The following is a 19,127-nucleotide window of genomic DNA, read 5'->3' as shown; positions in this document are numbered from 1 at the left end:
GAAATAGTCGTAACGATATGTTACGGCTGTTTTTTGGGAAAAGGGGGAAGAAAGGTGAAGAGAGTGGTAAAGGAATTCTTTTTGCAACATGATATTGTTATTATGTATAGTATTTTATTAATTTTTATCGTTATTTTAAAAATGCAATTTTTCACATGGATTGGTATGTTAGCGTGTGTGTTTGGGATTGTTTTTTATACGTTTAACGAGTATATGACACATCGTTTTTTATTCCATTTAAAGCCGCCTAAAAACGCATTTTTATTAAAAATGTTAAGAAGATTACATTATGATCATCACGTATATCCAGATGATTTGAAACTTTTATTTTTGCCTGTATGGTTTAGTATACCTAGTTTTACTGTATATTTACTTATATCATATGGTATTACAAAAAGTTTTACTGTTACACTTTCATTTGGAATCGGAATGATTATCATGCTCCTCGTTTATGAATGGAAACATTATATTGCACATAAACCGATTCGTCCCTTTACTAATTTTGGAAGATGGTTAAAAAAACAGCATATATTACACCATTATAAAAATGAAAAGTTTTGGTTTGGTGTTTCAAATCCAGTATTCGATTTTATATTTGGAACGCTTAAAGATGGAAAAGAAGTTGAATTAAGCGAAACAGCTCGTAATTTAGAAAAAGAGAAAAAAACAGAAGTAGTGCGATAAGCACTACTTTTTTATTCTGTTTTAACTAGTATCAAAGTTTGACTGGTGCGGGATTGAAGTACGTAAATTTTATGTTGAAAAAGTATATTAAAAACTTAGGGGAAAATGCCGAAAAATGTCTATCGAAAAATCTTTGCAGGAATGTACGGATTGTCTAAAATGAAAATAAGTTTCTGAATATTTGTAAAATTCAACCTTTATGTATGCAAGGGGGAAGTGCATTTCAAGTAAGAGAGGGGACCAGGGAATGAAACGAGATGATACGTCAGCACGTAAGTTGCAAAATGAGGTGAATTATACCGAGGTTGTTCAGTCAGAAGAGTTTCAATTGCTATTAAATAAGAAAAAGAAGTTTATCGTTCCGATGAGTATTTTCTTTTTAAGTTTTTTTATTACATTACCTATTTTAACATCCTATTCAAAGGTGCTTAATACACCGGTGTTTGGTGATGTTACATGGGCGTGGGTATTTGCATTTGCGCAATTTATAATGACGTGGGCATTATGTATGATTTATAGCAAAAAAGCAGAATCCTTTGATGAAATCTCGCAAAAAATTCTGCAAGATATGCAAAAAGGGAGGGGCTGAATTTGAATACTACTGCGTTTGCACTATTCTTAATTATTGTTCTCGGTACGCTCGTCATAACCTATTTTGCATCGAAAAAAACGAAAAATGCGAGTGAGTTTTATACAGCTGGTGGGGGATTAACTGGTTGGCAAAATGGTCTGGCCATTGCTGGAGATTACATGTCTGCTGCGTCATTTCTTGGTATAGCCGGAGCAATCGCATTAACTGGGTTTGATGGATTCTTTTATAGTATCGGTTTTTTAGTTGCTTATTTAGTTGTTCTATATCTTGTTGCAGAACCGCTTAGAAATTTAGGAAAGTACACGTTAGCGGATATGATTGCAGCACGTTTTGATGCGAAAAAAGTTCGCGGAGTTGCAGCACTTAATACGATGACGATTTCAATTTTTTATATGATTGCACAATTAGTTGGTGCGGGTGCACTTATTAAATTATTATTAGGCATCGAATACACGACATCTGTATTAATTGTCGGCACACTTATGACCGTGTATGTTATTTTTGGAGGTATGACAGCTACTAGCTGGGTTCAAATTGTAAAGGCTGTACTACTTATGGCTGGTACATTTATTATTTCTGTTATCGTTTTCTCCAAATTTAATTTCAGTGTGACTGAAATGTTCGCTCAAATGAAAACTGCTACTCCATTAAAAGATTCGTTTTTAAATCCAGGAGTAAAGTATAAGGATGGTCTTGATACACTTTCTTTAAATTTAGGACTAGTTCTTGGTACAGCAGGATTACCACATATTCTTGTTCGCTTTTTCACAGTACGTGATGCAAAAACGGCACGTCAATCTGTTGTATATGCGACGTGGTTAATTGGCGCGTTTTATATTATGACGATTTTCTTAGGGTTTGGAGCAGCGGCGTTTGTAGGAAATGAGGCAATTATTAAAGCAAACCCTGCTGGTAATATGGCAGCACCTTTATTAGCTAAAGCGTTAGGTGGAGATTTCTTATTTGCTTTCGTATCGGCGATTGCTTTTGCGACTATTTTAGCAGTAGTGGCAGGCCTAGTATTAACAGCAGCATCAGCATTCGCACATGATTTTTATAATGAAATTATTCGCAAAGGAAAATCAACGGAAAAAGAGCAAGTGTCAATGGCTCGCTATGCGTCTATTGGAGTAGCGATAGTATCTATTATACTCGCTTTATTTGCGCAAACATTGAACGTAGCATTTTTAGTTTCATTAGCATTTGCAGTTGCTGCTAGCGCAAACTTACCAGTCATATTATTCACAATTTATTGGAAGCGTTTTAATACAACGGGAGCGATTTGTGGTATGATTGTCGGTCTTGTATCAGCAATCGTTCTCGTAGCGTTAAGTCCAAACGTTTGGAATCCTGTAGCTGGAAAAGCTATTTTTGTCGGGGAAGCGATATTCCCATATACGACACCTGGAATTGTTTCAATTCCACTTGGATTCCTTGCAGCATATTTAGGAACTGTTTTCTCTAGTAAGAAAGAAGATGCAGCGAAGTTTGATGAAATTCTTGTGAAATCTAATACTGGTCATGGTATTAGTGATGCTTCTTCACATTAAAAAAAGAGGAGCTTTTCGATATATAAGAAAAGCTTCTTTTTCTTGTAAATATTACTGTATTGTTAGTAGGATTTGTCAAAATTTTGTGGAATGAAAATAAGCAGGGAGAAATTTAAATCATCATGGTACCAGCGCAGCTTTGTGAAAAATAAGTTGTTATGGAAGGTGGAAGAAATGATGAAAACGAAACAGACTGATGAATTATTAGCAAAAGATGAGCAATATGTTTGGCACGGAATGCGTCCCTTTAGTCCAAATAATACAATGGTAGGGGCAAAAGCAGAAGGGTGCTGGGTTGAAGATATACAAGGAAAAAGATACTTAGATGGTATGAGTGGTCTTTGGTGTGTGAATAGTGGATATGGCAGAAAAGAGCTCGCAGAGGCGGCTTATAAGCAATTACAAACATTATCATACTTTCCAATGTCACAATCACATGAGCCAGCTATAAAGCTTGCTGAAAAGTTAAACGAGTGGCTTGGTGGAGAGTATGTTATATTCTTCTCTAATAGTGGATCAGAAGCGAATGAAACAGCTTTTAAAATAGCAAGGCAATATTATGCTCAAAAAGGTGAACCGCATCGTTATAAGTTTATGTCACGTTACCGCGGATATCATGGAAATACAATGGCGACAATGGCAGCGACAGGACAAGCGCAGCGTAGATATCAATATGAGCCGTTTGCTTCAGGATTTTTACACGTAACGCCTCCGGATTGTTACCGTATGCCAGAAATGGAATCACAAAATATTTATGATGTAGAGTGTGTAAAAGAAGTCGATCGTGTCATGACATGGGAATTAAGTGAAACGATAGCAGCATTTATTATGGAGCCAATCATTACAGGTGGAGGTATTTTAATGCCGCCACAAGACTATATGAAAGCTGTTCACGAAACATGTCAAAAACACGGGGCACTACTCATTAGTGATGAAGTTATTTGTGGTTTTGGGCGTACAGGAAAAGCATTTGGGTTTATGAACTATGACGTTAAGCCTGATATCGTTACGATGGCAAAAGGTATTACGAGCGCATACTTACCATTATCAGTAACAGCTGTGAAAAAGGAAATTTATGAAGCATTTAAAGGAACGGGAGAATATGAATTTTTCCGCCATATTAATACATTTGGTGGAAACCCAGCGGCTTGTGCATTAGCGCTTAAAAATTTAGAGATTATGGAAAATGAAAATTTAATCGAGCGCTCTGCACAAATGGGTTCACTTTTATTAGAGCAATTAAAAGAAGAAATCGGAGAACATCCACTTGTTGGGAATATTAGAGGGAAAGGGCTATTAGTTGGGATCGAACTAGTAAATGATAAAGAAACGAAAGAGCCAATTGATAATGATAAAATCGCAACTGTTGTAAATGCCTGTAAAGAAAAAGGACTTATTATTGGGCGTAACGGTATGACAACAGCAGGATATAATAACGTCTTAACGTTAGCACCACCGCTTGTTATTTCAAGTGAAGAAATTGCCTTTGTTGTTGGAACGTTGAAGACAGCGATGGAACGCATTTAATGAACGAAGCGAGCCGTAATACGGCTCGCTTTTGTTTATTATGTGAAATATGATAAATTTTCAAAGGGAGGGGAATTTTTATGAAGAAATATGATCCTAGTCAACATTATCACATCGGATATTATGAAGATGGATATGATTTAGAAGTGACGGCGTACAAAAGAATAAATGAACCAGTTTGGGATGCTTATATTCCGCACTATGAGGTAGACGATTTTTATAAGAAAGTCGAGGAAATGAAACTAGGTGAATATATAGATGATTACGGCATTAAGGTGTATTCATTTAGTAATGATATCGATGATGAAGAAGCACGAACTATGTTTGAAAACTGGTTAAAAAAGAACGGGATTGTTTAAAGATAAAATGAAAAAGGAGATTACTATCTTATTAGATAGTAATCTCCTTTTATTATATGAAACTTATTTACTTGCTTTCATTGCTTTATCTTTTGCACCAAAAGTGTATTTTAACATTGGTGGTGTAATCATTGTAGTTAAAATAACGACAATAACGATTGCTGTAAAGTAATCTTGTGCTAATAGGCCAGAAGAAAGTCCTGTTCCTGCGATGATAAGAGCAACTTCACCACGAGAAACCATACCAGCGCCGATAATTGCCGAAGACTTTGCGTCAAATCCAGTCATTCGTGCACCAAATCCACAACCAATTAGTTTTGTTAATACAGCGATTACTGTTAATGCTAGGATGAACCAAATTTGATCGCCAATACCGTCAAATGTAATATTCATACCGATACTAACGAAGAACACTGGAACGAACATAGCGTAAGCAATTGGTTCTACTTTCTTTTCTACTTCATGTTTGTAGTTCGTTTGAGAAATAGCGATACCAGCTGCGAAAGCACCGATAATACCAGCAATTCCTAATAATTCGCCGAAATATGCGAATGAGAAACAGATAATAAGAGCCGCGCTCACGATAGACTCAGATACGCGTAGTGGTGATAACCAACGCATAATCGCTGGAACACCTTTCCACCCGATTAAAATAATAGAGGCGAAGAATACAACTTTCTTCAAGATAACCATTGTTAAGTTAACATCGTCTGTACCTAAGAAGCTCATTGCGAATGCTAATAAAATAACAACAAGAATGTCATCAAATACAGCTGCTCCAAGCATTGTTGTACTTTCACGTGTTTTCATTTTACCTAAATCACGAAGTGTTTGAACGGAAATACTAACACTTGTCGCACATAGAAGTAATCCTAAAAATACAGCGTTCCCTTGTTCCATTCCGATAACAAGACCGGAAACGTAACCACCTACGAATGGAAGAATGATACCTCCGAGTGCAACTGCTAAAGAAGAATTACGATTTGCGTTTAATTCTTCTAAGTCTGTTTCAAGTCCAGCCATGAACATTAAAAGAATAACCCCGACGTTACTTAATTGTGTTAGAAGCTCTGAATTTTCAATCCAACCGAATACAGCTGGACCGATAACGATACCGACAATTAATTTACCTAGTACAGAAGGTTGACCTAATCTAACACTAAGATCACCAGCAAGCTTTGTACTTAATAAAATAAGTGCAATTTGAAAGAAAAATTCGAATTCCATCTGATCATCTCCTCATCATTTTTATTTTTATCATACGATTTCTCGGAATTTGCCTAATGAAAATATGTAAAACCCATTAAACAAAGGGTCTGATTACAAGTTCTTTTGAACTCGTAATTTGAACCTGTAATTAATATATAATAAAATTTATTAAAAATCAATGAAAAAATAGCAGATTTTCATGAGAGGATTCGTTTTAGAAATGGGAGATATAGATATATAATAGGAAGTAATAAAGTTTACATATAATGAATGGAGAAAGAAAAATGTTATTAAATAAACGTTTTACCATTGGAGAAATGGCAAAAATGCATAATATAGCGGAATCTACATTACGTTATTATGACGAAAAAGGAATTTTTCATCCGTCAATTGTTGATCCGCAAACCAATTATCGCTATTACACAATCGATCAGTTTTCACTATTAGATACAATTAAATTTTTACGCCAATTAAATATCCCATTAAAGGAAATAAAAAAATATATTGATGAACGGAATCCGTCTTATGCGTTGAATTTACTAGAAAAACAACAAGAAATGATGCGAAAAAAGCAAAGAGAAATCGAGTATGCTTTGGCAAAAATGGAACATAAAATTCATTTAATGAAGAAAGCGACGAAAGCGGAAACAGATCGAATTGTAATTAAAAAGATATCGAAGAGAAAAATAACAGCAATTGCGGTTGCACCCAATACAACAGATGATATGTTTGAATATTATATCCATTCGCTGCAAAAAAATATGAAGCAAATTGATAATAGTGTATTTTCAGGAGATATCGGTGTAACAGTTTCAAAAAAAGCATTACTTCAAAATGAGTTTCAAGCGTATAGTAGTATTTTTATTCTTTTGGATTATATGCCTTTTCAAGTTCAGACTTCTGATGAAATTAAAGAAGGTTTATTTGCTTGTTCTTATCACCATGGACCATATGAAGAAACAGACGCAACGTATACGGAATTATTAAAGCACATTGATAACGAAGGATACGAAGTAAGCGGAGATGCACTTGAGCTTGCGCTAATTGACTGGTCTGTAACAGAAAATCCGAAGGAGCAAGTAACGGAAATTCAAATACCTGTTGTTAAAAAATAAATAAAAAATAGGCTTATATATTTTTTGATTCTCTATTGACCTTCAAGTAACTTTAAGGTTTAAACTGTGAACAGAGCATTGAAAAAGGAGCATTTATATGATGGAAACAACAGAAAAATTAAGAGAAAAACCAATTAAAAGTTTATTTATCACGTATTTAATACCAGCTGTTCTTGGGATGGTATTAATGTCGGTTAATATTGTGATTGATGCGGTCATGATTAGTAGAGGAGTTGGCGCAAACGGCTTGGCAGGAGTAAACGTAGCTATTCCAGCGTTTTCAATTTTCTTCTCTATTTCATTATGGATTGGAATGGGCGGAGCAACGTTATATTCCATTGCACTAGGGGAAAATAAATTGGAAAGAGCAAGGTCTATTTTTACTCAATCTATGACAGTGGCAGTTATTATCGTAGCTGGTTTAGCAGCTATTTGCTTATGGAGAATAGAAGATATAGCATACTTATTCGGTGCAAATGAAGTGATTTTACCATATGCGTTAGACTATTTACACGTGTTATTAACATTTGGAATGATATACGTGTTAGAAAATATTTTAAGTACATTTATACGAAATGACGGAAATCCTAATTTAGCAATGGCAGGTCTTGTTGTAACGGCTGTATTAAATATAGTGTTTGACTATATCTTTATTTTTATCTTTGGATGGGGTGTAACAGGTGCTGCCTCAGCGACTATTCTTTCGGCAGCGATTGGTTTCCTTGTGTTATTAACTCACTTCTTTAGAAAAAGTAGTGTATTAAAATGGACGAAATTCCATTTTGAATGGGATACGGTTAAACAAATTATGGTGATTGGTTTCCCAAGCTTTACAGCAGAAAGTACAGTTGCAATTGTAACAATTGGTTTTAATATTGCATTCGTTCAATATGCAGGAGAACTAGGTGTAGCTTCTTATGCGATGGTGAATAGTATTCATGCAATGACATTACTATTATTCTTCGGTGTTGGTGCAGCATTACAACCAATTGCTAGTTTCCATTATGGTGCAAATTTATCAGAAAGATTACGTGAAGGATTGCAGTTTGCTGTAAAAATTGCAGTAGTACTCGGAGGTATTGCAATTGTTATCGGTTTATTCTTCGGGAAATATATTATTGGTTTATTTGATGTACAATCGCCAGAACTACTGGAGTTAACGTTAACAGGTATTAGTTTATTCTTTATTCAATATGTATTTTTAGGCTATAACATTGTATATGGAGAGTACTTCCAATCGGTGCGACAAACGAAAAAATCAGTACTTATCATAATGAGCAGAGGTTTACTATTTATTATTCCATTGTTATGGATTATGCCGAAATTATTTGGTATAAACGGAATTTGGCTCGTTATGCCAGTAGCTGAAGTATTGACAGCGATTATCGTATTTACGATGAATCGTATGAAACATCCTGTTCCGTTAAACATGGCGAGTGAGAAAGCGGCAATATAATGAAGAAAATCCCCTTGAACAAATAAGGGGATTTTTTCATTCTTTTAAACTAATCGCAAAAGATCCATCTGTCTCCTGCACAGAAGCGAAAGCAACGTTTTTAATATTTGTAACGCCTTTCTCCTTTAACTCTGCATGTAACCACTTTTCGTTTTTATGGATTAACTTTAAGTTATCGTATTGAATTTGTGAATCAACAATAAGGGCAATTGGTAATCCGGCATATTTAACATCTATGTTCAAATCTTTAGGAGTTAATGGTACAAGTTCACGCTTTGGTAAAATGCTAATGGCTCCATTCGCTTCTAAAATAGCATATTCAATTTCGTGAACACTTGGATACCCTGCAACGCGAAGGTTAGACAGTAGTTCAGCAATTGGATATCTACTTTTTTGTAAGTTCTCAAAAATAATATCACCATGTTTAATTAAAATAATAGGGTGTCCGAGAATGAAACGATTTAGTTTGTTTAGTAAGCTTAATTTTGTAAGAAGCAAATGCAAACATGTAATAACGACCATACCGAGAAAAGCTTGCAAAGCACCAGAGACTGGTATGGCCTGAAAAGCTAAATAAGATAAAAAGATAATAGCACCAAAATCATGAGGAGTTAGTTGTGCCAAAGCAGATTTACCGAGCATCTTAAGTGATAGTAAAAATAAGATAAAAAAGAACGATACGTTACATAAAAAGAGAAGCAATAGGGACACTCCTTCGTGCAAAGTTGTACTTACTGTTCCCAAAAGGAATATAAATATTACTTTTTAGAGGATAAATTAGGGTGAATTGGAATTTGTCTGTATACAAACAAATAAATGGATATTATGATGAAAGAAGCAAAGGGCATAGGAGTATATGGATATGAGAAAGAAGAAAATAATTAAGTATATTATAGGAATTATAATGGTTTGCGCGGTTTATGCGGGATTTTTACAATATAACATTTATAAGCATGGACATATGAATGCCACCTACGATGCTGATTACATAATTGTATTAGGCTCGAAAGTAAACGGAACGAAACCATCGTACTCATTGCAATATCGTATTGATAAAGCAGCTGAGTATTTAAAATCACACGATAAAACAATTGCTATTGTATCTGGAGGCCAAGGAAAAGGTGAAGATATTACAGAAGCATTAGCGATGAAACAAGGATTAATGAAACAAAATATTGCAGAAGACCGCATTATAATGGAAGACCGTTCGACGAGCACGGATGAGAATATTAAATTCTCAAAGCCTTTAATTCCGGACAAAATGAAAAAAGGAATGATCGTTACAAACGATTTCCATATGTTTAGAGCGAAAAAAATAGCAGCAAAACAAGGTTTACAATTAGAAGGTCTTCCGGCCGAAACACCGAAGCGAATTGTCATTCCATCGAATATACGAGAGTATTTAGCCATTACGCAATATTGGTTTATGAATCGAATATAGAGAAAAATAATCCCGCCTGAAATTTCAGGCGGGATTATTTTTGAGGGAAATCTTACAAATATGTCATGTTCATGAAAGGTAAAGCGATAGTTTCTAGAATGCATTCCTGACATAATGAAGATAACAAAAACTATTTAGAGGTGAATCGGATGAAAGGAAATAATATATTATCTTCACTATGTTACTTTAGTATCTTTTTTGCACCATTTTTACTGCCAATTATCGTGTACTTCGTTGCGGAGGATGAAGTGAAATATCATGCGAAAAAAGCATTTTGGTCACATATTTTCCCATACGCAATTTTATTTGGAGGATTAGCACTATCAGGAGTATACGGTTTAAGTTTCAATCAGTCTGAGAGCGTTGGAATTGGGATGGTTATAACGTATGCAGTGTTTATTCTTGTAGGGATTTACTACTTCATTTGGAATATCGTTAAAGGTATTAAGGTTTTGAAAACGGCGTAATAAGACAAGAAATAATTTGGTGTAAATCTGTTGTTATTTGTCGGTAAGTCGATATATTCGAAAAAACGTTGATATATTTAAATTATTGTCGATATAATTTCATTTACCGTATTGATAGACGTTTAAAAAAAGAGCAATTCAAAAAGAATTGCTCTTTTTGTGCTTATAAGTTGTGAATATTGAAAAAGATGTGTTAATTTTTCATTATGAAGAGAAAAAAAGGAGTGTTTTTCATGAATGAGATTATACATAAAATGGAGCAACACGTTTCAGTTCGTAAATATAAAGAAGAACCAATTTCAAAAGAGGTAGTAGAAAGAATGGTGCACGCGGCACAGCATGCAGCTTCCTCACATTTTGTACAAGCGTATTCTATTATATATGTAACAGATCAGGAACTAAAGAGTAAACTAGCTGAATTATCCGGGAATCGTCACGTGAAAGACTGCGCAGCATTCTTTGTTTGTTGTGCAGACTTAAAACGACTTGAAATGGCGTGTGAAAAACATGGTACAGAGATAAAACATGAAGGAGTGGAAGACTTTATCGTTGCGACGGTAGATGCTTCACTTTTTGCACAAAACTTAGCGCTTGCAGCTGAATCTTTAGGATACGGTATTTGTTATATTGGCGGAATTCGTAATAACCCGAAAGAAGTGAGTGAATTGCTTCATTTACCGGATAAAGTATATCCGGTATTCGGAATGACAGTCGGCGTACCAGATGAAGAGCATGGAGTAAAACCACGATTACCGGTAGCAGCAATTCTTCATGAAAATGGATACGATGAAAAGAAATATGATGAATTATTAAACGAATATGATGAAACGATGAGTGCGTATTACAAAGAAAGATCGTCAAATCAAAAAAACGTAACATGGACAGAATCAATGAGTTCATTTATGTCCAAAGAGAAAAGAATGCATATGAAAGAGTTTTTAAATGAAAAAGGATTAAATAAGAAATAAGTAAAAAGGCAAACCTGTAATGCGGGTTTGTCTTTTTTTTGAGGAGAAATGTCTTTTTTTTGCTATCATATACATAGAAATAAAAATTAATAAATTTTTACAAAAGTGATAGAAAATGAGAATGAAGTGCCAATAGTAAGTAAAAGCAGCTGCTAAAGGGGAACTGAGGAAGGAAGATGTTTATGATTTTCGATTCTGAAGAGGATTTAATTATAGCTATGAAAAAACGTGATCAAGATGCTTTGAAAGAAGTGATTGATCAATATGGAAAATTAGTTTTATACATTATTCATAAATCATTAAGTACCCCTATTGAGAAACAATATGTAGATGATTGTTATAACGATGTATTTACTGTCATTTGGTTTAATATCGACCAATTTGATATAGAAAAGGGAAACTTAAAATCTTGGATGATTGGTATTACTAAATTAAAGGCATTGGAATATAAAAAGAAAGTATATAAAGAGAACAAAATCGATAAAGATGTAGAAGTAGATACAGGTATCCATGATAGGTATGAAATAGAACAAGAAGAAGAGATTATGGAAATCGTACAAGATTTAAATACGAAGTATCGATATATCTTTTTAAAGAGGTATATTGATGGGTATTCCATTGACGATATTGCAAAAGAATTAAAAGTAACGGCTGATTATATATACAATCGAATTTCTCGAGGGAAGAAAAAACTTCAAAAACTGTGGAAGGGGAGTGTGTAATATGGATAAAAGATTATTGTCGATGTTAAATGAGCTCCAATATTCAGATGAAGAAATTGTACGTTTAGAAAAAGAGGCGAATGAGTCTATCAATATAGATAAGTATTATGTGAGAAATGGAGATCTACTAAAAAAAATAACTTTACAAATGTTAGAAGAATCAATTAGGAACGAATTACAAACTGGTGAAGAAATTGAGAAGGAACTATTAGTAGACGAAGGATATATGACAAATAATAAAGTAATACCAAATATATATTACGTAGGAGCTACTTTTTATTATTATATCGTTTTAACAAATAAAAGAGTAATCATGAAAGGATTAGATTGTTATTTTAAAAAAACAAATGAGCATAGCATGCCAATAGAGGATATACAATCTATTTCGCAACATAAAAAAATGAAAAATGTCTTTGAGATCAAATATAATAACACTCATATACAATTTGGAAGTATTGAGTATGCACGTGAAGTTGCAATGATAGTTATGGAGTTAAAAAAACGCGGAGTAAAAGTAGAAAAGTATACAGATTTTGAAAAAGGGTTTTTCTTATTTTTTAATATATTCGTGATAGTAAGTGCAGGTCTTTGCTTTATAAAATATTTAATGTAAAAAGCGGCATAATAGCCGCTTTTTATCGTTTTATTTAGTATTCGATTTAAAATATTTGTCTTATGAAAGAACGATTATTGCTAATTGTAAACTGCCAATAAAGTTATTTAAGTTTTGATATAGAATGCCCCATCGCACTTGAAAATGCAGCAATAATTTCGTTTGAACTTATCTATTATTGTGCACTATCTAAAGCACCCTCTATAACAAGTTCAAACTTTCAATAAGAAGATAAACCCCCGTACAACTTAAAAGGATGTACGTAAATATTTTGAAAATCCGTTGATTAAGCCATTTAAAAATAATTTGACCTATAAACAAACCTAAAAATACAATTGGAGTTGCATAAAAACTTGATTCCCAAATTGTTTTGTTAGTGCCAGTAAAGAGTATTTGAGTTACTAGACTAATGAAATATATAAACAGATAAAAAGCCAATGTAGTTGCTCTCAACTTCTCTTTTTTCGTATCAGTTCCTGTAAAGTAAAGTAACAGGGGTGGTCCTGGCATACCGATACTTGTCGTTAAAAGACCGGATAATCCACCCACTAAGAAATCTCTAGATTTTGTTGATTTAATCTTAAAGTTGCATATTAGCATCAACGTTAATAGTAAGAGCAGGATGCTAATTGCTAATTTAAATGTGTTGATGTTAATGGAAATGAAAATTAAAATACCAAAAGGAACACCAACTATACTTCCGAAAATTAATCTTTTCAGTAGAATAAAATCAATGTCCATTCTTATTTTCCAAATGAGTGATATGGAAATAATTAATGATAAAATGATATTTATTTGTATAGCTTCTTGTGGTAGAAATAACATGAGTAAAAAAGGTGTTGCCATAATAGAAAAGCCAAAACCTGTACTTGTTTGTAAAATAGAAGCTACTAATATAATACATATGAAAATGAATATAATCTCCAAAATAGCCCCCCTACATAATTAAATCCAATAAATATTTTAACATAAAGTGAAATTTTAATCAGTGGGGGTTTTGTTCATCCCTACACTGATTATTAGCCACACCAATCCGGGATCTTACTGCCCGGCAAATAGCGGGATGAAAAGCGGAAAAATAGCCGTTTTTTATGTTGCGGTTAATATTCCAAAGATGACCCTGTAGCTTTAAAATATTTTTCTCGTGAAGGCGTCATTACCCGGATTGCTAATAAACAGGAAAGGAAAAGAATGAGTAACGAGCTAATGATTACAGTAATTTGAACGGAAAGAAATTGTGCGGATGCCCCAATTGCTAAAACGAAAAAGATTTGGATGAAATTTTTTATTGAGTCAAATACGCTATCAATACGTCCTATCATATGAACCGGGATGTTATTTTGATAAAATGTGATAAAGCCAGTACCAGCAAATGATGAAGAAATGCCAAGTAAAATGAAACCGCTCGCTGCGATTATAAATGAATTTGAAAAGGCGAAAATCACATAGCCTATTGCTGTGAAAATCATACCGAATCCGATACAATGTTGAATTGGTAATCGTTTGGCAAAGAGAGAGACAAGAAATGAACCGCAAACGTACGCAGCACCAGTTATACTAACAAGCATGCTATATTCTATATCGGATAAAAACAGTACTTGTCTTGTGAAAACAACTTCTTGTGAATCGAGTGCCATAGAAACAAGCATAGTAGCTTGAAATAAAACGAATATGAGAATAATGTAAGTTTCCGTTCGAGCGAATGAAAAAACTTGTTTCCAATCGCTTCGTAATGTTTGTACGAAAGTATTTGCAATCTCTTCGTTTTGCTTTGTTTGTAATGTAATGTTTGGCAAGAAGTAAATGAGAATAGTAGAAAGTAGAAAGGAAAGTGAGTTGCAGTAAATAACAAAAGATGCTGAGTACGTGGTGAGAAGTATTCCAGAAAGGGCTGGACCGATAATAAAAGCCCCGTTTGTAAATAAGCTATTCCAAGCGTTAAATTGAGCGCGTTCTTCAGCTCGTATGAGCATTGTTTTATAAGTAAATGAAGCTGGATCGAAAAATGATGTAGCAATACGAGTCAAAAAGATAAAAATATAAATGGCCCAAATAGAATCAAATAGTGGAATACAGCCAATGAGAGCTGCTCGAATGATATCTGTGATGAGCATAATGGACCGTTTGTTTAATCGATCGACTATACTACCAGACCATATTTTTGTAACAACGGTAGCAATTGGACCAACAATCCATAATCCTGCTACAGCAGCAGGGGAGTTTGTGCTATTTAACACCATTACGTTTAGGGCGATGAGATACATAAAATCACCTAAACGAGAAATTCCTGTTCCCGACAATAATAATAATTTATTTTTCATAAGCAGTTGGACCTTTCTTTCATTGTTTTTTAATCCTGCAGGAAATAGCGTATTCCTCTTCGGAGTTTGATTGGCGAGCGGTTTTGTTTTCCCAGCGTAATAAAACTTGTGTAACTTCCCAAGTAAGCTGTTGTAATTCCTCTGGAGTTAAAAATAAATGAGATACAATATGACTGCCTGTATTCGTTCCCTCTGTGCCGCTTTCTTCAATATAGAAATGAGCAGATTTTGCCTTGTAATATTTTTCAATAATTCCTCGTTTTTCTTTCGTTTCTACTAATTCAAGTAATCCTCCATCATATAAAATTTGAACGTGATAATGAACGCTACCAGCAGATTTATTTAGTTTAGTAGCTACTTGCTTTGCAGTGAGTGCCTCGTCTTTTAAAAGGTGAAGAATTTGAATACGAGTTGCATTGGAAATGAGCTTCTGCTGCTCAGCTGAAATAGTAAGTCTATCGTCAAACATTATGGTATCTCCTTTCTTATAATCTAAATTTATTGTACATTCTAAAAAATTAGAACGTAAGGAAAATAAATCGCCTTTTTCCTTTGTATTTCGACATAAATAAAAATAGCATGTACATATACATGCTATTAAGTGATAGTAGATTCTTCACTAAGTTCCCCGCGATAAAACAAGAAAAGCCATATAAAACTAATAAAAATACAGCACATAGCAAACAAGCTACCAATTACTTGAGGAGAAAGGATTTCTAAAAGCCATCCTGTAATAAACATAGATAACTGTATAAACGATCCGTAGATGGAATAATGAAATGAAAAAACTTTACCAATCATGCTTTCTTGCGTATACGTTTGTAGTAATGTCGTATCAAGTGGAACGATGATTCCCCCTGCTATACGCATACAGAGTAATGTAATGATACCGATAATAAGTTGATCGGATAGAATGAATCCGAGAAAGAAAATTCCTTGTAGTAAATAGGTCCAACCAAATGCTCTTTTCATTTTGTTTTCATTTTTAGACATATAAAGATTAACGAGGAGACTGCCAATCATAAGCCCAGCCCCTTGAATCGTATATAAAATACCAATGTTAGTGTGGAAGATTTTTTCGGCATAGATTGTTAGAAGTAACTGATAGGCACCTCCAATAATGCCCCATGAAATGCCGACAAGAATTAATGTTAAAATAATTTTGCTTTGTAATATGTATGTATAACCATCTTTTATATCAGTAAAAAATGCTTTTTTCGTGGTAAAAGTATCACGAGCAGGAATACTCATTTTATAAATAATATAGGCTGAAATAAAGTATGATAGGCTATTAATAAAAAAGGCAATCTCGATACTTAAAGATTGTGCAATGATCCCACCTAAAGACGCTCCCATAATAGACATAAAACCATTGATTGTACTAGAAAGAGAGTTAGCGGTTATTAAATGTTTTTGAAGTACGATATTTTTTAGAGTTGATTGCTTAGCAGGCTCGAATAAGCAAGAGAGTACTGATAAGCATATATTAGAAATGAAAATAATTTCAATTTTGTAGACTGCTAATAAATAAGTGAGGACGAAAATTCCTCGTAAAATATCGGTGAAAATCATAATTTTCTTTTTTGAAAAACGGTCTACAATTCCGCCAATGAATGGGCTCAGAAGAAGTTGAGGTAACCCCTTGCTCATAAAGGTGAGTGCTAACATAAATGAAGATTCTGTTATGCTATAGACGAGTGTTAATAAAGCGACAGTATGAAACCAATCCCCAAGTACACTTAATGTTTGACCATAAAATAGTTTTTTGAAGTTTGTATTTGTTCTAAGAAGTGTGGAATAAGAAACTGATTGCACTGACATAAAAATTAATCCCTATCTATTGGCGATGTTTGTACATGCTTTTTCCATTCACTTAAATACATTTTCTTTGCTTTAGGTAGTCCAACAGGTAATTGTGCAATGAATTCTAAACTATTCCCATCAGGATCGTTAAAATATACGGAGGCGTGTGCTAATTCTGGAAAAACGATTGGCTCAATTGGCTCCATTCCAAAGTCTTTTCGCGCTGGAATTCTTTTCTGTTTGAGCCAGTGTATTGCGTTTTCTAAATCGTGTAAGCTTACTTGGAAAGCGATATGTCGTAAGGATGGATGATAATTGACTTTGTGTTCTTTTCCTTCCCAAAGACCAATCCAACTTTCATTTTCTACAATCCAAAAGAAGGCGATATCTTTGTCTCTTTTATATAATTTTAACCCCAGTGATTCATAAAAAGGTATCGAAATTTTTAAATTACAGACAGGTAAATGTGCTTCATAAAGACCTTTAATCATTATAATCCTCCTTAGTAAAAATGTTTCTTATTCCATAGTAAACGATTTCTTGTTAGTTGAAATCACAAAAAAGATGGACATAAATTCATACGAAAGTATGAAAAAACAGCTCAAATATGAGCTGTTTTCGTATAGTTTTTAGTTAACATATTTTATTCATTTAGAGTTTAGCGAAAAGGATACGTATTATATTTAAAACCCTCCGCCGCCACCCCAACAGCTACATCCGATAATGATTAGAAGGATGAATAGCACGATGAGTAAAGCAAATCCACCGCCGAAACCAGCGCAACTACCACCAAAGCTCATGTTTTTTCCTCCTTTTTAGGAAATTAATCTATATAACTAATGGATTACTTTATAAGATATGTTTTTTATTTGGAAAAGGAGCAAGTCTTACTTTTAATTAGACAAGAGCCTGTGAGCTAATTTAGATATGACATACACTTAGTTTCATAGCACTTTTTGAAAAGGGTAAAACAATATGGAAGCGTATAATAGGGGGATGTAGCTTACAATTACATTAAAATTTCTTTTCATAAATATAAAATTTGTAAAAAAAACCATTTTTTCATTTTTTTATTGGTAAAAATGTACTATAATTTTACAAGTAATATTATGGGAAAAAGGAGTTTTAGTATAGAGATGGAGATGGGAAAATTACATAATAAAATAGAATACAAAAAGAAAGAGTTAATTCAACTTGTTGCTAGGCATGGATTGGATCATGATAAAGTTTTGTTATTTAGTCGGGATTTAGATATACTAATTAATAAGTTTATGAATATAAAAGATAAAGTATATAAGTAATTGATCTTTAATTTTTTATATTAGGATTATTTACTGATAAAGGAGAGAACAGTTATTGGAACATTTACAAGAAGAGTTGTATAAACAAATAAAAGAAGAAAAAGGTGCAGTTACTATATTCTTAAAGAGCGGAGTAAGAATAGTAGGGGAAGTAGTTGGAGTAGATAGATTTACAGTATTAATGTTAGTAGATGGAAAACAACAACTTATTTATAAGCAAGCAATATCAACAATTATGAAATAAGACACTCGAAATGAGTGTCTTATTTCATAATTAAATGGTTACTGCTTGCATGCCTCAACGTCAATGCCAGCAGCGAGTAATTTTTTTTCTCCGTCTTGTTCAATGATTTTTTGTAATTTAGATAAAAAAGAGTCAAAATCTGTATGTTTACCAACTTGGAAAGTCATTTTATGCTCAATTGGTAGCCAAGTATCAATATCAGCTTCGTTATGCTGAATTTTCACTTCAAGTTTATCAAGCGCGTTAGCAACTTTTGCTTCATACGTTTCTTTCGCTTCGAATTCCATCCATAAATCGTATAATTCTTCGCCAAGAGAACCTTCTAGTGTACGTTTAATATTTAAAATAGCCTCTTGTTCGTTTTTTTGTTTTTGTAATTGTAATTCACGGCTATTCATCGTATCAAAGGCGGGGATGTCACCAGCTTCTGCTTCAACAAGATCGTGAATTATGACCATTTTAAGTAATTTTTCTATGTTTACTTTTTGATCCAAATAAGGCTCAACTAAGATAGCCATTAAGGACATACGCCAAGTATGCTCTGCAACACTTTCTTGACGTCCGTTTGAAAGCCAACTGTGTCGCATTTCGTATTTTAGTTTTTCTGCTAATGCAATGACCTGTAAAATATTATGTTCCATAGGAATCCTCCTCACATTGCTATATTATAATTCTAGTATAGAAATGAAATGTGTCAATTTTATTAGTATATTGCGATAAATAGATTATAAGGGTATAATGAATATTATACGATA

Annotated in this window: 23 protein-coding genes; 14 read left to right on the top strand and 9 right to left on the bottom strand. The window is 33.6% G+C overall.

The window, feature by feature from the left end:
* Positions 1 to 54 precede the first annotated feature (54 nt).
* The 5 genes from Q3V31_RS03225 (at position 55) to Q3V31_RS03205 (ending at position 4,712) form a co-directional block, all read left to right on the top strand.
* Positions 55 to 684, top strand: a complete 630-nt coding sequence (locus Q3V31_RS03225; RefSeq protein WP_329762309.1) for a sterol desaturase family protein — start codon at positions 55 to 57, stop codon at positions 682 to 684.
* Positions 685 to 931: 247 nt separating this feature from the next.
* Positions 932 to 1,273, top strand: coding sequence for a DUF485 domain-containing protein (locus tag Q3V31_RS03220; protein WP_000817363.1), 342 nt, complete (start codon positions 932 to 934; stop codon positions 1,271 to 1,273).
* Positions 1,274 to 1,275: 2 nt separating this feature from the next.
* Positions 1,276 to 2,826, top strand: coding sequence for a solute symporter family protein (locus Q3V31_RS03215; protein WP_001098254.1), 1,551 nt, complete (start codon positions 1,276 to 1,278; stop codon positions 2,824 to 2,826).
* 177 nt (positions 2,827 to 3,003) lie between these two features.
* The gene (locus tag Q3V31_RS03210) at positions 3,004 to 4,353 is read left to right on the top strand and encodes an aspartate aminotransferase family protein (RefSeq protein WP_329762307.1); all 1,350 of its coding nucleotides are present in this window, start codon (positions 3,004 to 3,006) and stop codon (positions 4,351 to 4,353) included.
* A gap of 80 nt (positions 4,354 to 4,433) precedes the next feature.
* On the top strand, positions 4,434 to 4,712 hold the full coding sequence (locus Q3V31_RS03205) for a DUF3986 family protein (protein WP_329762306.1): 279 nt from the start codon (positions 4,434 to 4,436) through the stop codon (positions 4,710 to 4,712).
* 63 nt (positions 4,713 to 4,775) lie between these two features.
* On the opposite strand, the gene Q3V31_RS03200 is transcribed toward Q3V31_RS03205, so the two are convergent.
* Positions 4,776 to 5,939: a cation:proton antiporter gene (locus Q3V31_RS03200; protein WP_000393882.1), complete on the bottom strand. Its 1,164-nt coding sequence runs from the start codon at positions 5,937 to 5,939 to the stop codon at positions 4,776 to 4,778.
* 266 nt (positions 5,940 to 6,205) lie between these two features.
* On the opposite strand from Q3V31_RS03200, the gene Q3V31_RS03195 reads away from it, so the two are divergent.
* Complete coding sequence (locus Q3V31_RS03195; protein ID WP_000925938.1) at positions 6,206 to 7,036, top strand: MerR family transcriptional regulator; 831 nt, start codon at positions 6,206 to 6,208, stop codon at positions 7,034 to 7,036.
* 100 nt (positions 7,037 to 7,136) lie between these two features.
* Positions 7,137 to 8,492: an MATE family efflux transporter gene (locus Q3V31_RS03190; RefSeq protein WP_033656726.1), complete on the top strand. Its 1,356-nt coding sequence runs from the start codon at positions 7,137 to 7,139 to the stop codon at positions 8,490 to 8,492.
* A 36-nt stretch (positions 8,493 to 8,528) separates the two neighbouring features.
* Here the strand turns inward: Q3V31_RS03190 and Q3V31_RS03185 are convergent, their stop codons facing one another.
* Positions 8,529 to 9,194, bottom strand: a complete 666-nt coding sequence (locus Q3V31_RS03185; RefSeq protein WP_000923939.1) for a DUF421 domain-containing protein — start codon at positions 9,192 to 9,194, stop codon at positions 8,529 to 8,531.
* Between the two features lie 160 nt (positions 9,195 to 9,354).
* On the opposite strand from Q3V31_RS03185, the gene Q3V31_RS03180 reads away from it, so the two are divergent.
* The 5 genes from Q3V31_RS03180 (at position 9,355) to Q3V31_RS03160 (ending at position 12,703) form a co-directional block, all read left to right on the top strand.
* Entirely contained in the window at positions 9,355 to 9,933 is a 579-nt protein-coding gene (locus tag Q3V31_RS03180; protein ID WP_001227665.1) for a YdcF family protein, read from the top strand.
* Between the two features lie 149 nt (positions 9,934 to 10,082).
* Entirely contained in the window at positions 10,083 to 10,400 is a 318-nt protein-coding gene (locus Q3V31_RS03175; RefSeq protein WP_000678043.1) for a magnetosome magnetite crystal formation protein family, read from the top strand.
* A gap of 233 nt (positions 10,401 to 10,633) precedes the next feature.
* The gene (gene nfsA / locus Q3V31_RS03170) at positions 10,634 to 11,368 is read left to right on the top strand and encodes an oxygen-insensitive NADPH nitroreductase (RefSeq protein WP_329762302.1); all 735 of its coding nucleotides are present in this window, start codon (positions 10,634 to 10,636) and stop codon (positions 11,366 to 11,368) included.
* A 176-nt stretch (positions 11,369 to 11,544) separates the two neighbouring features.
* A complete protein-coding gene (locus Q3V31_RS03165; protein ID WP_329762301.1) occupies positions 11,545 to 12,090 on the top strand; it encodes a sigma-70 family RNA polymerase sigma factor in 546 nt (181 codons plus the stop codon).
* Between the two features lies 1 nt (position 12,091).
* Entirely contained in the window at positions 12,092 to 12,703 is a 612-nt protein-coding gene (locus tag Q3V31_RS03160; protein WP_097871722.1) for a PH domain-containing protein, read from the top strand.
* A 201-nt stretch (positions 12,704 to 12,904) separates the two neighbouring features.
* Here the strand turns inward: Q3V31_RS03160 and Q3V31_RS03155 are convergent, their stop codons facing one another.
* The 6 genes from Q3V31_RS03155 to Q3V31_RS03130 form a co-directional block, all read right to left on the bottom strand.
* On the bottom strand, positions 12,905 to 13,630 hold the full coding sequence (locus Q3V31_RS03155) for a sulfite exporter TauE/SafE family protein (protein ID WP_329762299.1): 726 nt from the start codon (positions 13,628 to 13,630) through the stop codon (positions 12,905 to 12,907).
* A 173-nt stretch (positions 13,631 to 13,803) separates the two neighbouring features.
* A complete protein-coding gene (locus Q3V31_RS03150; protein WP_000791693.1) occupies positions 13,804 to 15,024 on the bottom strand; it encodes an MFS transporter in 1,221 nt (406 codons plus the stop codon).
* A gap of 19 nt (positions 15,025 to 15,043) precedes the next feature.
* Entirely contained in the window at positions 15,044 to 15,493 is a 450-nt protein-coding gene (locus Q3V31_RS03145) for an ArsR/SmtB family transcription factor (protein ID WP_000459092.1), read from the bottom strand.
* A gap of 128 nt (positions 15,494 to 15,621) precedes the next feature.
* The gene (locus Q3V31_RS03140) at positions 15,622 to 16,845 is read right to left on the bottom strand and encodes an MFS transporter (protein ID WP_329762298.1); all 1,224 of its coding nucleotides are present in this window, start codon (positions 16,843 to 16,845) and stop codon (positions 15,622 to 15,624) included.
* Positions 16,846 to 16,850: 5 nt separating this feature from the next.
* Positions 16,851 to 17,318 carry a VOC family protein gene (locus tag Q3V31_RS03135; RefSeq protein ID WP_329762297.1) on the bottom strand — a complete coding sequence of 156 codons (468 nt, stop codon included), beginning with the start codon at positions 17,316 to 17,318 and terminating at the stop codon, positions 16,851 to 16,853.
* Between the two features lie 192 nt (positions 17,319 to 17,510).
* Positions 17,511 to 17,627, bottom strand: coding sequence for a YjcZ family sporulation protein (locus tag Q3V31_RS03130; protein ID WP_000007805.1), 117 nt, complete (start codon positions 17,625 to 17,627; stop codon positions 17,511 to 17,513).
* A gap of 282 nt (positions 17,628 to 17,909) precedes the next feature.
* On the opposite strand from Q3V31_RS03130, the gene Q3V31_RS03125 reads away from it, so the two are divergent.
* Positions 17,910 to 18,128, top strand: coding sequence for an aspartyl-phosphate phosphatase Spo0E family protein (locus Q3V31_RS03125; protein ID WP_033656546.1), 219 nt, complete (start codon positions 17,910 to 17,912; stop codon positions 18,126 to 18,128).
* Between the two features lie 55 nt (positions 18,129 to 18,183).
* The gene (hfq, locus tag Q3V31_RS03120) at positions 18,184 to 18,372 is read left to right on the top strand and encodes an RNA chaperone Hfq (protein ID WP_000400656.1); all 189 of its coding nucleotides are present in this window, start codon (positions 18,184 to 18,186) and stop codon (positions 18,370 to 18,372) included.
* A 38-nt stretch (positions 18,373 to 18,410) separates the two neighbouring features.
* Here hfq and Q3V31_RS03115 read toward each other — a convergent pair whose 3' ends face one another.
* Positions 18,411 to 19,013, bottom strand: a complete 603-nt coding sequence (locus Q3V31_RS03115; RefSeq protein WP_000400778.1) for an HD domain-containing protein — start codon at positions 19,011 to 19,013, stop codon at positions 18,411 to 18,413.
* Positions 19,014 to 19,127: the final 114 nt, after the last annotated feature.

The sequence above is a fragment of the Bacillus nitratireducens genome (assembly GCF_036320425.1).
GTDB classification, from domain to species: domain Bacteria; phylum Bacillota; class Bacilli; order Bacillales; family Bacillaceae_G; genus Bacillus_A; species Bacillus_A nitratireducens.
Note: the sequence above shows the minus strand (reverse complement) of the source record. Positions and strands in the feature narration are given on the sequence as shown.